At 71.8% G+C, this 14472-nt stretch carries 15 protein-coding genes; 6 read left to right on the top strand and 9 right to left on the bottom strand.

Annotated features, from left to right (window positions below; genetic code table 11):
• Window positions 1–24 precede the first annotated feature (24 nt).
• Window positions 25–1068: a glycosyltransferase family 2 protein gene (locus tag ACH4N1_RS10185; RefSeq protein ID WP_398096029.1), complete on the bottom strand. Its 1044-nt coding sequence runs from the start codon at window positions 1066–1068 to the stop codon at window positions 25–27.
• A gap of 249 nt (window positions 1069–1317) precedes the next feature.
• On the opposite strand from ACH4N1_RS10185, the gene ACH4N1_RS10190 reads away from it, so the two are divergent.
• Window positions 1318–2670, top strand: coding sequence for an LCP family protein (locus ACH4N1_RS10190; RefSeq protein WP_398096031.1), 1353 nt, complete (start codon window positions 1318–1320; stop codon window positions 2668–2670).
• Window positions 2671–2772: 102 nt separating this feature from the next.
• Here ACH4N1_RS10190 and ACH4N1_RS10195 read toward each other — a convergent pair whose 3' ends face one another.
• Window positions 2773–3330: an acyl-CoA thioesterase gene (locus tag ACH4N1_RS10195; protein ID WP_398096032.1), complete on the bottom strand. Its 558-nt coding sequence runs from the start codon at window positions 3328–3330 to the stop codon at window positions 2773–2775.
• Between the two features lie 118 nt (window positions 3331–3448).
• Here ACH4N1_RS10195 and ACH4N1_RS10200 point away from each other — a divergent pair, with 118 nt between their 5' ends.
• Together ACH4N1_RS10200 and ACH4N1_RS10205 are read left to right on the top strand one after the other, a co-directional pair.
• Window positions 3449–4741 (top strand): LCP family protein, encoded by a 1293-nt coding sequence (locus tag ACH4N1_RS10200; protein ID WP_398096034.1) that lies wholly within the window; start codon window positions 3449–3451, stop codon window positions 4739–4741.
• A complete protein-coding gene (locus tag ACH4N1_RS10205; RefSeq protein WP_398096036.1) occupies window positions 4734–5363 on the top strand; it encodes an HAD-IA family hydrolase in 630 nt (209 codons plus the stop codon). Before ACH4N1_RS10200 ends, ACH4N1_RS10205 begins: the two co-directional genes overlap by 8 nt.
• Before the next feature lie 75 nt (window positions 5364–5438).
• Here ACH4N1_RS10205 and ACH4N1_RS10210 read toward each other — a convergent pair whose 3' ends face one another.
• Complete coding sequence (locus ACH4N1_RS10210; protein ID WP_382793424.1) at window positions 5439–6596, bottom strand: acyl-CoA dehydrogenase family protein; 1158 nt, start codon at window positions 6594–6596, stop codon at window positions 5439–5441.
• Between the two features lie 205 nt (window positions 6597–6801).
• On the opposite strand from ACH4N1_RS10210, the gene ACH4N1_RS10215 reads away from it, so the two are divergent.
• Together ACH4N1_RS10215 and ACH4N1_RS10220 are read left to right on the top strand one after the other, a co-directional pair.
• Window positions 6802–8145 (top strand): UDP-glucose dehydrogenase family protein, encoded by a 1344-nt coding sequence (locus ACH4N1_RS10215; protein WP_398096038.1) that lies wholly within the window; start codon window positions 6802–6804, stop codon window positions 8143–8145.
• A gap of 217 nt (window positions 8146–8362) precedes the next feature.
• Window positions 8363–8767: a VOC family protein gene (locus ACH4N1_RS10220; RefSeq protein WP_398096039.1), complete on the top strand. Its 405-nt coding sequence runs from the start codon at window positions 8363–8365 to the stop codon at window positions 8765–8767.
• 154 nt (window positions 8768–8921) lie between these two features.
• Here the strand turns inward: ACH4N1_RS10220 and ACH4N1_RS10225 are convergent, their stop codons facing one another.
• The 5 genes from ACH4N1_RS10225 to ACH4N1_RS10245 all read right to left on the bottom strand — a co-directional run bounded on the left by ACH4N1_RS10225 (window position 8922) and on the right by ACH4N1_RS10245 (window position 12387).
• Window positions 8922–9185: a Txe/YoeB family addiction module toxin gene (locus tag ACH4N1_RS10225; protein ID WP_398096041.1), complete on the bottom strand. Its 264-nt coding sequence runs from the start codon at window positions 9183–9185 to the stop codon at window positions 8922–8924.
• The gene (locus tag ACH4N1_RS10230) at window positions 9182–9454 is read right to left on the bottom strand and encodes a type II toxin-antitoxin system Phd/YefM family antitoxin (RefSeq protein WP_398096042.1); all 273 of its coding nucleotides are present in this window, start codon (window positions 9452–9454) and stop codon (window positions 9182–9184) included. Before ACH4N1_RS10230 ends, ACH4N1_RS10225 begins: the two co-directional genes overlap by 4 nt.
• Before the next feature lie 79 nt (window positions 9455–9533).
• A complete protein-coding gene (locus ACH4N1_RS10235) occupies window positions 9534–10712 on the bottom strand; it encodes a dipeptidase (protein WP_398096662.1) in 1179 nt (392 codons plus the stop codon).
• A 5-nt stretch (window positions 10713–10717) separates the two neighbouring features.
• Entirely contained in the window at window positions 10718–11248 is a 531-nt protein-coding gene (purE, locus tag ACH4N1_RS10240; RefSeq protein ID WP_398096044.1) for a 5-(carboxyamino)imidazole ribonucleotide mutase, read from the bottom strand.
• On the bottom strand, window positions 11245–12387 hold the full coding sequence (locus ACH4N1_RS10245) for a 5-(carboxyamino)imidazole ribonucleotide synthase (RefSeq protein WP_398096045.1): 1143 nt from the start codon (window positions 12385–12387) through the stop codon (window positions 11245–11247). The genes purE and ACH4N1_RS10245 overlap by 4 nt, the downstream gene beginning before the upstream one ends.
• 199 nt (window positions 12388–12586) lie before the next feature.
• Here ACH4N1_RS10245 and ACH4N1_RS10250 point away from each other — a divergent pair, with 199 nt between their 5' ends.
• The gene (locus ACH4N1_RS10250) at window positions 12587–13090 is read left to right on the top strand and encodes a GtrA family protein (RefSeq protein WP_382788582.1); all 504 of its coding nucleotides are present in this window, start codon (window positions 12587–12589) and stop codon (window positions 13088–13090) included.
• Window positions 13091–13130: 40 nt separating this feature from the next.
• Here the strand turns inward: ACH4N1_RS10250 and ACH4N1_RS10255 are convergent, their stop codons facing one another.
• Entirely contained in the window at window positions 13131–14405 is a 1275-nt protein-coding gene (locus tag ACH4N1_RS10255) for an ATP-binding protein (protein WP_366057402.1), read from the bottom strand.
• Window positions 14406–14472: the final 67 nt, after the last annotated feature.

A 14472-nucleotide genomic window follows, 5' to 3' on the forward strand; every position in this document is an offset into this window, starting at 1 on the left:
GGCCCACCGGCCGCCGCGCGGTGCTCAGTTCGCGCTGAGGACCGCGGGGCGGCGGGAGGCGATGACCTTCTTCGCCAGCGACTTCGGGCTGGTCAGGAAGCCGTATCCCCACGACATGTGCATGGTGGCGAGGGCCACCGGGATCTGCAGGCGCGCCTTGAGCGGCAGTCCCTTGCCGGCCGGCAGCGAGCCGAGGGCGATCGCCGCCAGGTAGCCGCCCGGGATCAGGAAGCCGAGCGGGGTGAGGACGGCGCCGACCACGGTCCCGGCCGCGATCGCGCACACCGCGGTCGGCGGGGCGAGGTAGCGCAGGTTGATGGAGCCCTCGTGGTAGCGGGCGACGACGTGCCGCCAACGGCCGTAGTCCTTGTACTGCCTGGCGAGCGCCTTGACGCTGGGCCGTGGGCGGTAGGACACCCTCAGCTCGGGCGAGAACCAGATCAGTCCGCCGGCCTCACGGATGCGGAAGTTCAGCTCCCAGTCCTGGGCGCGGATGAACTCCTCGTTGTAGCCGCCCTGTTGCTCCAGCGCCTCGCGCCGGAAGACGCCGAGGTAGACGGTCTCGGCCGGGCCGGCCTGCCCACCGGTGTGGAAGGCGGCGTTGCCGACCCCGATCTTCGAGGTCATCGCGGCGGCGACCGCGTGCTCCCAGTCGTTCTCGCCCTCGGCGTGCATGATGCCGCCGACGTTCTGCGCGCCGGTCTCCTCCAGGAGCCGGACGGCGGTGGCGATGTAGTTCGGCGAGAGCATGCCGTGCCCATCGACGCGGACGACGACCGGATGGCGCGAGGCCTTGATCGCGGCGTTCAGGGCGGCGGGCGTACGGCCCGTCGGGTTCGGGACGGTGTGGACGCGCTTGTTCGCGTCGGACGCAGTGTCCGCGACGAGTTCGGCGGCGATCTCGTCCGTGCGGTCCGTGGACGGACCGAGGGCGATCACGACCTCCATCTCGCCTGCGTACTCCTGCGCGAGGATCGCTTGGACCGCTCCGCGCAGATGCCGCTCCTCGTTGAGGACGGGCATGATGACGGACACGGCGGGGAGCTGCACGTCGGACTTCGCGTTCATAGGAGCATCACGTTACCGCGAACGGGGGACACCGGTGCGCGCCGCCGGGTGCGTGCGGCGGGCGGCGGATCGTCTCGGCCTACGGTGCTCACGGCTCCCTCGTACGCCTCGTACGGCCCTCGCCCGGAGGTGACCCGCTTGTCCCCCGCCCCGCCCCGGTCCCCCGCCTCCCGGCCGGCGCGCCGCCCGCAGCCCCGGCCGGTCCGCCCCGCGCCGAGGAAACGTCCCCGCTGGGCCATGCGGGCGGCCATGACGCTCTCGGTCGTCGTGCTGGCCTCCGCCGGGATCGGCCACTCCCTGGTCAGCGGCCTCGACTCCGGGATCGCCCGCGTCGACCCCTTCAAGGACATGAAGAACCGCCCGCGGGCCGGCCACGGCATGAACGTGCTGTTGGTCGGAACCGACGGCCGCGACCGGATCACCGAGGCCGAACGGCAGCGCTACCGGCTCGGCGGGGCGCCCTGCCACTGCACCGACACGCTGATGATCGTGCACATCTCGGAGGACCGGGACCGGGCGAGCGTGGTGAGCCTGCCGCGCGACTCCTACGCCGAGACGCCCCCGCACACCGACCGGACCACCGGTGAGGAACACCACGGCCACCCGATCAAGATCAACGCGGCGTACGCGGAGGGCGGACCGCAGCTGACCGTGCGGACCGTCGAGCACATGACCCACGTGAAGATCGACCACTACCTGGAGGTCGACTTCACCAGCTTCATGAAGACCGTCGACGTCCTCGGCGGCGTGCGGATCTGCACGGACCGGCGGCTGACCGACTCCTACACCGGCCTCGACCTCGCGCCCGGCGACCACACCCTGCGCGGCGGCGAGGCTCTCCAGTACGTCCGCTCCCGGCACGCCGACGCCTCCTCCGACCTCGGCCGGATGAAACGTCAGCAGCGGTTCCTGGCGGGGCTGGTGGACCGGGCGACCTCCTCCGGCATCCTGCTGAACCCGCTGAAGTTCCGCGACGTGACGCGGGCGGTGCTGGGCTCGGTGCGGGCCGACCGCGGCTTCGGCACGGACGAGCTCCTGGACCTCGGCCGGGCGATGCGCACCTTCTCCCCCTCCTCCTCGGAGTTCGCGACCGTCCCCATCGGGCGGATGGGGTACGCGGTGAAGGGCATCGGCTCGACCGTGAAGTGGGACCCGGTCCGCGCCGAGCGCCTCTTCGGGGCCCTGCGCGACGACAGGCCCCTCGCCGCGGCGCCGCGCCCCCGCGACCGGGCCGTACGCGTGGAGGTGGCCCCGCAGCAGATCCGCGTCCAGGTGGAGAACGGCACCCGTACGCCCGGCCTGGCCAGGCAGGTCGACACGGCGCTGCGCGCCACCGGCTTCCGTACGACCGGACGGCCGGCCACGGCCCGCGACACCTCGGTGCGCCGCACGGTCGTCTCCCACGACCCCCGCTGGGACCGCTCCGCGAAGTCCCTGGCCGCCGCCCTCCCCGGCAGCGTACTGCGCCCGGTCCCGGGCCTCGGCCCCACCCTGAAGGTCACCGCCGGCACGGAGGCCCACCACGTCCGCAGGGTCCGGGCGGACGCCCCGGACCGGGGCGGGTCCGCGGTGGTCCGCGGCGACGAGGTGAGCTGCGCCTGAACGCCCGGCTCCGCCGGGCCGAGGGGACGCCGAGGGGACGCCGGGGCAGGCGGGCCTACCACCGTCCCGGCCGCCTCAGTCGTCCCGGCCGCCTCGGCCGCCTCAGTCGTCGAAGCCCTCCGCCGCCCGGCGCTCGCGCAGCTCCAGGATGGCCCGGCGGCGGGACAGGCGGTGGGTGCGGCGGATCTGGGCCTCCTGGTAGCGGCGGCGGTCGCGGTCGGTCTCGGGCAGGACCGGGGGGACGCGGCGGGGCTTGCCGTCGGCGTCGACGGCGGCGAAGACGAGGTAGGCGGAGCCCACCTGGGTGGGCGGCGCGGACTCGTTCCAGCGTTCGGCGAGGACCCGGACACCGACCTCCATGGAGGTCCGGCCGGTCCAGTTGACCTGGGCCTTCACATGGACGAGGTCACCGACGCGGACCGGCTCGAGGAAGGCCATCTCGTCCATGGACGCGGTGACGGCGGGTCCCCCGGAGTGCCGGCCGGCCACCGCGCCCGCCGCGTCGTCGACGAGCTTCATGATCACGCCACCGTGCACCGTGCCCAGGAGGTTGGTGTCGTTGTGGCTCATGATGTGGCTGAGCGTGGTGCGCGACGCGGACGTGGGCTTGCCCGGGATGTCCGAGGTGTCCGAGTCCACTGGGGTGACCTGGTCTGTCATGGCCTCCACCTTATGCCGAGGCGGACAAGCCGGGACTTTGTGTCAGGTTGGCAACAGCGGGGCGCTGATTCTCCGACGCCCCTGTAAGGGACACAGCGCTTCCCGGCACACTGGGCCCATGAATGACTGGCCCGAGGGATGGTCCGACAACAACCGCGGCTCCGGCCACGGCCGCGGCGGCGCGAGCGCGCAGCCCGAGAGCGCGCGCGTGATGCGACAGGTCCGCCGCGGTCCGGCCGCCCCGCCGCAGGGCGCCGGTGTGCCGCCGCAGCCGTCGTACGTCGACGGCCACGGATACGGCGGTGACGGCGGCGGTGACTACACCAACGCTCGGAACACCGGATACGACAGCGGTTACAGCACGGGCCAGGTCTACGGCGGCGGCGGATCCGACGGGCCGGGCGGCCGCGACGCCGGTGCCCCGCGCCCCGCGCCCGACTGGCGCCGCCGGATCAAGTGGACCGCGATCAGTGTCGCGACGGTGCTGGTCGTGACGACCGTCGGGACGTACTTCTGGGCCGACTCCAAGCTGAACCGCGAGGTCGACCTGTCGAAGGTCATCGACCGGCCCGAGGCCGGCGAGGGCACCAACTTCCTCATCGTCGGCTCCGACAGCCGCGAGGGCATGTCCGCCGAGGAGAAGAAGGCCCTGCACACCGGTTCCGCCGAGGGCAAGCGCACGGACTCGATGATGATCCTGCACACCGGGTCCAACGGCGACACGCTGATCTCGCTGCCCCGCGACTCCGACGTGGAGATCCCGTCGTTCGTGGGCTCGGAGTCCGGCAAGCGGTACGCGGGCACGGGCCGGCACACCAAGCTGAACGCGGCGTACGCGACGGACGGCCCGGAGCTGCTCGTCCGCACGATCGAGTTCAACACCGGGCTGCACATCGACCACTACGTGGAGATCGGCTTCGCCGGCTTCGCGAACATCGTGGACGCGGTCGGCGGCGTCGAGATCGACATCCCGCAGGACATCAAGGACACCAAGTCCGGCGCGGACCTCAAGAAGGGCAAGCAGACCCTGAACGGCGAGGAGTCCCTCGCCTTCGTCCGCACCCGGTACGCGCTCGCCGGCTCCGACCTGGACCGCACGAAGAACCAGCAGAAGTTCCTCGCGGCCCTCGCGGGCCAGGTGGCCACGCCGGGCACGGTCCTCAACCCGTTCAAGCTGTACCCGACCATGAGCGCCGGCCTGGACACCCTGATCGTCGACAAGGACATGGGCCTGTACGACCTGGGGTCGATGTTCTTCGCGATGAAGGGCGTCAACGGCGGCGACGGCAAGTCGATGAACATGCCGATCTCGGGGTCCACCGGCGGCAACCTCGTCTGGGACAAGGCGAAGGTGAAGCAGCTGGTGAGCCAGCTGAAGAACGACGAGAAGGTCACGGTGTCGGGTGACTGACCGGTCCACCTCCGCACGGCCCTTCGACGCGGTCCTGTGCGACGTCGACAACGTGATCCGGACCTTCGACTCCACCCACCTGGAGTCGCTGGAGCGGGTCGCGGGGCTCTCTGAGGGCACCACCAAGAAGGTGGCGTTCTCGCCCGAGGCCGTCGGACCGCTGCTGCTGGGACGGATCACCGAGCAGGAGTGGGTGGCGTCCATCGCGGCCGGGCTGGCCGGGCTGGTGGACGAGGAGACGGGCTGGGCGCTGGGCACCGCCCTGCTGGAGTCGCCCTTCCGGGCCGACGTGACGGTGCTGGAACTGCTGCGCCGGGCGCGGGTCCGGGTACCGCTGGTCCTCGTCACCAACGCCACGCTCGGGCTGGAGCGCGACCTGGAGGCCATGGGCCTGACCGAGCTGGCCGACGAGGTCGTCAGCAGCGCCCGCGTCGGCCTCGCCAAGCCCGACCGCCGCATCCTCGAGCTGGGCGCGGCACGGGCGGGCGTACGCCCCGACCGCTGCCTGTTCGTCGACGACACCGAGGAGAACGTCGAGGCGGCCGCCGCCCTCGGCATGACGGCCGTCCACTTCCGCACGGCGGCCGACCTGGAGAAGGCACTGGAACCGCTGTTCGCCTAGGACCCTGTCCGCACAGGACTGTCGCCCCCGGCCCGTTCCGCGGGCAGGGGGCGACCGTCGTACGGCGCGGAGGCGTTACGGCAGGTTGCGGGCCATGACGATCCGCTGGACCTGGTTGGTGCCCTCGTAGATCTGGGTGATCTTGGCGTCGCGCATCATGCGCTCGACGGGGTAGTCGCGGGTGTAGCCGTAGCCGCCGAGGAGCTGGACGGCGTCGGTGGTGACCTCCATGGCGACGTCGGAGGCGAAGCACTTGGCGGCCGCGCCCTGGAAGGTGAGGTCGGCGTCGAGACGCTCGGACTTCGCGGCGGCGGCGTAGGTGAGCTGGCGGGCGGCCTCGATCTTCATGGCCATGTCGGCGAGCATGAACTGGATGCCCTGGAAGTCGGCGATGGCCTTGCCGAACTGCTTGCGCTCGGTGACGTAGCCCTTGGCGTAGTCGAAGGCGCCCTGGGCGACGCCGAGGGCCTGGGCGGCGATGGTGATGCGGGTGTGGTCGAGGGTCTTCATCGCGGTGGCGAAGCCGGTGCCCTCCTCGCCGATCATGCGGTCGGCGGGGATGCGGACGTTGTCGAGGTAGACCTCGCGGGTCGGGGAGCCCTTGATGCCGAGCTTCTTCTCCGGGGCGCCGAAGGAGACGCCCGGGTCGGACTTCTCCACGACGAACGCCGAGATGCCCTTGGAGCGCTTGGCGGGGTCGGTGACGGCCATCACCGTGTAGTACTCGGAGACGCCCGCGTTGGTGATCCAGCGCTTGACGCCATTGAGGATCCAGTGGTCGCCGTCGCGCACGGCGCGGGTCTTCATGCCGGCCGCGTCCGAGCCGGCGTCGGGCTCGGACAGGGCGTACGAGAACATCGCGTCGCCCTTGGCGAGCGGCGCCAGGTACTTCTTCTTCAGGTCCTCGGAGCCGGACAGGATCACCGGGAGCGAGCCGAGCTTGTTGACGGCCGGGATGAGTGAGGAGGACACGCAGGCGCGGGCCACCTCCTCGATCACGATGACCGTGGCGAGCGCGTCGGCGCCGGCGCCGCCGTACTCCTCGGGCACGTGCACCGCGTGCAGGTCGGCGGCGACCAGCGCGTCGAGGGCCTCCTGGGGGAAGCGGGCCTCCTCGTCGACCGCCGCGGCGTACGGCGCGATCTTCGCCTCGGCCAGCGAGCGGATGGCGTCCCGGAGCATGTCGTGCTCCTCGGACGGGCGGTACAGGTCGAAGTCAGCCGATCCGGCCAAGGTCTCTCACGCTCCAAGAACGCTGGGTGTGATCTCGCTAATTACCGTTAAGTAACTCAAATTTTAGAGGCCTGCCCACGACAGTGATACGTGAGCTTGGCGACAGGGTCGCCGCACCGGTGAACTGCCCGGTGAGGGGCGCCCGTACGCCCCGACTATGCTCGTTGCGCATCCGGCCCCCGCCCGACCCAGCCCAGGAGCACGCATGGCCCTCAAGATCACCGTGATCGGCACCGGTTATCTCGGTGCCACGCACGCCGCGGCCATGGCCGAACTGGGCTTCGAGGTGCTGGCGCTCGACGTCGTGCGCGAGAAGATCGAGATGCTGGAGCGGGGCGAGACCCCGATGTACGAGCCGGGCCTGGAGGAGCTGCTGCGGCGGCACGTCGCCGGGTTCGAGGGCTCCAGCGGGCGGCTGCGCTTCACCCAGGACTGGGCGGAGGTCGGCGCGTTCGGCGACGTCCACTTCGTGTGCGTGAACACCCCGCAGAAGCACGGCGAGTACGCCTGCGACATGTCGTACGTCGAGTCCGCGATCGCCTCGCTCGCCCCGCATCTGGAGCGGCCCGCGCTGGTGGTGGGCAAGTCGACCGTGCCGGTGGGCTCCGCGGACCGGCTGGCCCGCACGATCGCGGAGCTGGCGCCGGCCGGCGAGGACGCGGAACTGGCGTGGAACCCGGAGTTCCTGCGGGAGGGCTTCGCCGTGCAGGACACCCTGCACCCGGACCGGATCGTGGTCGGGGTGCGCAGCGAGCGGGCCGAGCGGACGCTGCGGGAGGTGTACGCCGGACCGGTCGGGGAGGGCTCGCCGTTCGTCGTCACGGACTTCCCGACGGCCGAGCTGGTGAAGACCTCCGCGAACTCCTTCCTCGCCACCAAGATCTCCTTCATCAACGCGATGGCCGAGGTGTGCGAGGCCGCCGGCGGTGACGTGGCCAAGCTGGCGGAGGCCATCGGGTACGACGACCGGATCGGGAAGAAGTTCCTGCGGGCCGGCATCGGCTTCGGCGGCGGCTGCCTGCCGAAGGACATCCGGGCGTTCATGGCCCGCGCGGGCGAGCTGGGCGCCGACCAGGCGCTGACCTTCCTGCGCGAGATCGACTCGATCAACATGCGCCAGCGCGGGCAGATGGTGGAGCTGGCCCGGCAGTCGCTGGGCGGGGGGCCGTTCCTCGGCAAGCGGGTCGCCGTGCTCGGCGCGACCTTCAAGCCGGACTCGGACGACGTGCGGGACTCGCCGGCGCTGAACGTCGCCGGGCAGATCCACCTCCAGGGCGGCCAGGTGACCGTCTACGACCCGAAGGGCATGGACAACGCCCGCCGCGTCTTCCCGACGCTCGGCTACGCCGACTCGGCCCTGGAGGCCGTCCGGGGCGCCGACGTCGTCCTGCACCTGACCGAGTGGCGGGAGTTCCGGGAGCTGGACCCGGCGCAGCTCGGCGAGGTCACGGCGGCGCGGCTGGTCCTGGACGGGCGCAACGCGCTCGACCCGGTGCTGTGGCGCAAGGCGGGCTGGACGTACCGGGCGATGGGCCGCCCGACCGCCTGACACGGGGGTGCCTGGCACGGGGGCGCCCGCAACGAGGGCGCCCGGCACGCGGGTGACGCCGGTTCGGCCGAGGCTCAGTCGGCCGAACCGGCGTCTGTGTGCATTGTGCCGCACGGGCGCGGTGCGTGACGTGTGAACTCCCTGTGCGTTAGGGCGACGGCCCCTGCGGGCACCCGTCCGCCTCAGCATCCGTCGTACACCGGCCGAGGAGACTGTCATGCCACCCGCCGCCCGTCTGCGTTCCGTCGTGCTCGACTGCCCCGACCCGCGTGCCTTGGCCGAGTTCTACGCCGCCGTCGTCGGCGGCACCCCGCAGGCCGAGGAGGGGGACGAGGACTGGTACGTGCTCCAGGTTCCCGGCGGGCCCCGGCTGGCCTTCCAGCGGGCGGAGGGGCTGACCCCGCCCGAGTGGCCGCGCTCCGACCGCAACTCCCAGCAGTTCCACCTCGACCTCGACGCCGGCGCCACCTGGGAGGAGGTCGACGCGGCCCACGCCCGCGTGCTGGAGCTGGGCGCGCGGCCGCTGGACCTGGAGGACCGGGAGAAGAAGGACTTCCAGGTGTACGCCGACCCGGCGGGACACCCGTTCTGCCTGTGCCGTATCGAGCACGCCCGGTCATGAGCGCCGGCCCGCGCCCGGCGTGCCCTTGAGCGGGTGACCCGGGGCAGGGCGTTGTGGCCGTCCACGACGGGACGGGCGGCGAGGAGGGCGCGGGCCCGGCCGAGGGGTCCTGCGTCCGGACCGGCCGGGTGGGCGTCACACGGGGGCGCCGCCCTCAGACGTGGTAGTGGTAGCGCGCCTTGAGGATCTTCACTTCCTTCTCGTCGGCCCGGTACACGAGGCGGTGCTCGTCGTCGATCCGGCGGGACCAGTAGCCGGAGAGGTCACCCTTGAGGGGCTCGGGCTTGCCGATGCCGGTGAAGGGGTCCCGCTGGATCTCCCCGATCAGGTGGGTGATCCGGCGGGCCGTCCTGCGGTCCGAACCGAGCCGGAAGAGGAAGTCCTCCCCGGCGTCCGGGTCGAAGTGGACGCTCCTCACCCGTCCCCCGCCAGGTCCCGCAGTTCCTCGACGGTCTTGGCGACGGTGGACGCCCCCGCCTTGTCCCGGACCACGGCTTCCCTCAGGCGTCGCGCGTTCGCCGGTGACCGCAGGAGGTAGACCGTCTCCTGCCACGCCTCGTAGTCGTCCGCCGACATGATCACCGCGTCACCGTTCTTCGAACTGATCCGGATCGGCGTGTGATCGTCGTTGACCCGCTTGATGAGGGGGAACAGGTCCCGGCGGGCTTCGCCGGCGCTTACGGTCATGACCGGCCACCCCTTCCGAATGCGGTACCGGAATGCCGTACCGAACCGGTACGACATTCCGGTACCGCTCCGGTCGGCCTCAGCCGTCGAGCGACTCGATCGTCGCGTTGGACGGCGGGCGGGTGGCCTTCAGGTCGCGGGCCACGTCCTCCGCGGCGCCCAGGACCCGGACCGCGTTCTGCCAGGTCAGCTTGGCGAGGTCGGACGTCGACCAGCCGCGCTCCAGCAGTTCGGCGAGGAGCCTCGGGTAGCCGGAGACGTCGCCGAGGCCCTCGGGGGTGAAGGCGGTGCCGTCGTAGTCGCCGCCGATGCCGAGGTGGTCGACGCCCGCGACCTCGCGCATGTGGTCGAGGTGGTCGGCGACCGTCGCCACGGTGGCGACCGGGCGGGGGTTCGCCTCCTCGAAGGCGCGGTGGACCGCCATGGCCCCGGCGGTGGTGTCGAGGTGGTGGAAGCCGTGCGCGCGCATGTTCTCGTCCGCGGCCGCCGTCCAGTCCACGGCGGCCTGGAGCACGAACTTCGGCACGAACGTCACCATGGCGACGCCGCCGTTGGCGGGCAGCCGCTCCAGGACGTCGTCGGGGATGTTGCGCGGGTGGTCGCACACCGCACGCGAGGAGGAGTGCGAGAAGATCACCGGCGCGGCGGAGACGTCGAGCGCGTCCCGCATCGTCGTCGCCGCCACGTGCGAGAGGTCGACCAGCATGCCCTCGCGGTTCATCTCCCGGACGACCTCGCGGCCGAACGCCGTCAGCCCGCCGGCCTTCGGCACGTCGGTCGCGGAGTCCGCCCAGTCCACGTTGTCGTTGTGGGTGAGCGTGAGGTAGCGCACGCCGAGCGCGTACAGCCCGCGCAGGGTGCCCAGCGAGTTGGCTATGGAGTGGCCGCCCTCCGCGCCCATGAGCGAGGCGATACGGCCCTCCGCGCGCGCCGCCTCCATGTCGGCCGCGGTGAGGGCGGCCCTGAGCGCCTCGGGGTGGCGGTCGATGAGCTGCCGTACGCAGTCGATCTGCTCCAGCGTCGCCGGGACCGCGCCCGGCAGGTCCGAGCGGACGTACACCGACCAGTACTGCGCGCCGACGCCGCCCGCGCGCAGGCGGGGGATGTCGGTGTGCAGGTGGGTGTGCTGGTCGGTGGCGATGTCACGGGCGTCGAGGTCGTAGCGGACCTGCTCGCGCAGCGCCCACGGGAGATCGTTGTGGCCGTCGACGACCGGGTGTTCGCGCAGCAGTTCTCGGGCCTGCTCCAGGAAGGTCATCGTCGTCACTTCCCGAAGCCGAAGCCGCCGCCGTTTGCGCCGCCCTCGACCTTGGCGCGCAGCCGCTTGCCCTTCTCGGTGGCCTGGTCGTTGAGGTCCTGCTGGAACTCGCGCATCCGCGTGAGGAGGTCCTCGTCGTGCGCGGCGAGGATGCGGGCGGCGAGCAGACCGGCGTTGCGGGCGCCGCCGACCGAGACGGTCGCGACGGGGACGCCGGCCGGCATCTGCACGATCGACAGCAGGCTGTCCATGCCGTCGAGGTACTTCAGCGGCACGGGCACGCCGATGACCGGCAGCGGGGTGACGGAGGCGAGCATGCCGGGCAGGTGGGCGGCGCCGCCGGCGCCGGCGATGATCACCTTGAGTCCGCGGTCGGCGGCCTGCTCCCCGTAGGCGACCATCTCGCGCGGCATGCGGTGCGCGGAGACGACGTCGACCTCGTACGCGATCTCGAACTCGTCGAGGGCCTGGGCGGCGGCCTCCATGACGGGCCAGTCGGAGTCCGACCCCATGACGATGCCTACGACTGGGCTCATTCGGTGATCGTGCCTCTCAGGTAGCCGGCAGCGTGACGGGCGCGCTCCAGCACGTCGTCGAGGTCGTCGCCGTAGGTGTTGACGTGACCCACCTTGCGGCCGGGCTTCACGTCCTTGCCGTACATGTGGATCTTCAGCTGGGGGTCGCGGGCCATGCAGTGCAGGTACGCGGAGTACATGTCCGGGTAGTCGCCGCCGAGGACGTTGACCATGACCGTCCACTCGGCGCGCGGGCGCGGGTCGCCGAGCGGGAGGTCGAGGACCGCGCGGACGTGGTTGGCGAACTGCGAGGTGATCGCGCCGTCCATGGTCCAGTGGCCCGAGTTGTGCGGGCGCATCGCCAGCTCGTTGACGAGGATGCGGCCGTCGCGGGTCTGGAACAGCTCGACGGCGAGGTGGCCGACGACGCCGAGTTCCTTGGCGATGGTCAGGGCCATCTCCTCGGCCTTGAGCGCCAGGGTCTCGTCGAGGCCGGGGGCGGGGGCGATCACCGTGTCGCAGACGCCGTCGACCTGCCGGGACTCGACGACCGGGTAGGCGACCGCCTGGCCGTGGGGGGAGCGCACGACGTTCGCGGCCAGCTCGCGGACGTAGTCGACCTTCTCCTCGGCGAGGACGGGGACGCCCGCGCGGAAGGGGTCCTCGGCCTCCTCGGCGGAGTTCACGACCCACACGCCCTTGCCGTCGTAGCCGCCGCGGACCGTCTTGAGGACGACGGGAAAACCTCCCCCACCCTCCGCCGCGAACGCGACCACGTCCGCCGGGTCGGCCACGATGCGGTGCCGTGGGCAGGGGATGCCGATCGCGTCGAGCTTCGCGCGCATCACGCCCTTGTCCTGGGCGTGCACGAGCGCCTCGGGGCCCGGGCGGACGGGGATGCCGTCCGCCTCCAGGGCCCGGAGGTGCTCGGTGGGGACGTGCTCGTGATCGAAGGTGATCACGTCACAGCCCCGCGCGAACTCGCGCAGCGTGTCCAGGTCGCGATAGTCGCCGACGACGACATCGCTCACCACCTGGGCCGCGGAATCCTGAGGAGTGTCACTGAGGAGCTTGAACCTGATGCCCAACGGGATGCCCGCCTCGTGTGTCATACGAGCGAGCTGGCCACCGCCGACCATGCCGACTACCGGGAACGTCACGCCCCTAGGGTATCGGCCACGTCGCACCGGCCGGTTCCGCGCCTCCTGCCGGGCCCGTTCCGGCCCGGTACCGGCGGTTTCCCGGCTTCCCGCCGGGCCGTCGCGCACCGGTGGGGCGGCAGCACAGGAAACCCACGAGGGGGGTGGTTAGCATGGCTGGGTTGACGAAACCGACACCCGGACGGGGGCCTGCACGACCATGGCACATGGTTCCTCGGGGGAAGGACGGCTGCGGAGGGTCTTCCGCGAGCTCGCCAAGTTCGGCGCGGTCGGTGGGGCGGGCCTGCTGGTCAACCTCGGTGTGTTCAACTTCGTGCGGCACGTCACCGACCTCCCGGTGGTGCGCGCGAGCGTCATCGCCACGGTGGTCGCCATCGCCTTCAACTACGTCGGGTTCCGGTACTTCACCTACCGGGACCGGGACAAGAGCGGGCGCACGAAGGAGATGTCCCTGTTCCTGCTGTTCAGCGCGGTGGGACTGGTCATCGAGAACGGCTTGCTGTTCCTGGCGACGTACGGGTTCGGCTGGGACAGCCCGTTGCAGAGCAACGTGTTCAAGTTCCTGGGGATCGGGATCGCCACGCTGTTCCGGTTCTGGTCCTACCGGACGTGGGTGTTCAAGGCGCTGCCCCGGCAGGGGACCGTGGTCGGGGAGTCGCGGGTGACGGCGGCCGAGGCCGCGGCGAAGCAGCGGGTGGGCTGAGGGGCCCGGGGCCGCGGCCCCGGACGGGCCGGCCGGCCGGTCATCTCACCGTGGGTTCCGTGTCCTGGGGCGGCTTCTTCTCCGGGGCCGTTCGTGACAGGAACAGGCCGAAGACCGGGGGCTTGGTCTGGAGCATCTCCAGGCGGCCGCCGTCGGCCTCGGCGAGGTCCCGGGCCACCGCGAGGCCGATTCCCGTGGAGTTCCGGCCGCTGATCGTGCGCTCGAAGATGCGGGCGCCGAGGTCCGCGGGGACGCCGGGGCCCTCGTCGGTGACCTCGATGACCGCCTGGTTGCCGGTGACACGCGTGCGCAGGGCGACCGTGCCGCCGCCGTGCATGAGCGAGTTCTCAATGAGGGCCGCCAGCACCTGGGCCACCGCGCCCGGGGTGCCCACCGCCTGGAGGTGCCGCTTGCCGGAGCTGACGATCGCCCGGCCCACCCCGCGGTAGGCCGGGCGCCACTCGGCGAGCTGCTGCTGGATGACCTCGTCGAGGTCGAAGGTGACGGCGGAGCCGGTGCGGGGGTCGCGGGAGTTCGTCAGCAGGCGCTGTACGACGTCGGTGAGGCGTTCCACCTGGGTCAGCGCGATCGTGGCCTCCTCCTTCACCGTGTCCGGGTCGTCGGTGAGGGTGATCTCCTCCAGGCGCATGGACAGGGCGGTGAGCGGGGTGCGCAGCTGGTGGGAGGCGTCGGCGGCGAGCCGGCGTTCCGCCGTCAGCATGCGGGCGATGCGTTCGGCGGAGGAGTCGAGCACATCGGCGACCCGGTCCAGCTCGGGGACGCCGTACCGCTTGTGGCGGGGGCGGGGGTCGCCGGAGCCGAGGCGTTCGGCGGTCTCGGCGAGGTCGGTGAGCGGGGAGGCGAGCCGGTTGGCCTGGCGGATGGCCAGGAGGACCGCGGCGACCACCGCGAGCAGTGCCACCAGGCCGATGATGAGCAGGGTGCGGCCGACCTCGCGGGTCACGGAGGAGCGGGGCTCCTCGACGACGACGGTCTCCCCCTCCTCGCCCCGGGCCTCGCCCCGGATGACGTCGCCCTCGGGGCGGCTGCCGACCGCGATGACCGGTTTCCCGGGCATCCGGATCACCGCGTACCGCTCGTGGGTGAGCTGGCTGCGCAGCACCTCGGCGTCGACGGTCCCGGCGCCGGCGAGCCGGCTGTCCACGATGCTGGCCAGGCGGGCCGCCTCCAGCTCGACGCGTTCCTGTGCGCTGTTGCTGATCGTGCGCGTCTCGACGATGACGAGGGAGACCCCGAACACGGCGATCACGACGAGCACGACGGCCAGCGTGGACTGGATCAGACGGCGACGCACAGGGCCCTCCGGACGGTGGCTTCACGGGACGGGTGGGGGCGGCTCGCCCGGGACGGGGCCGCGTCCG

It is taken from the genome of Streptomyces sp. NPDC017202 (assembly GCF_044331705.1).
Classification (GTDB): domain Bacteria; phylum Actinomycetota; class Actinomycetes; order Streptomycetales; family Streptomycetaceae; genus Streptomyces.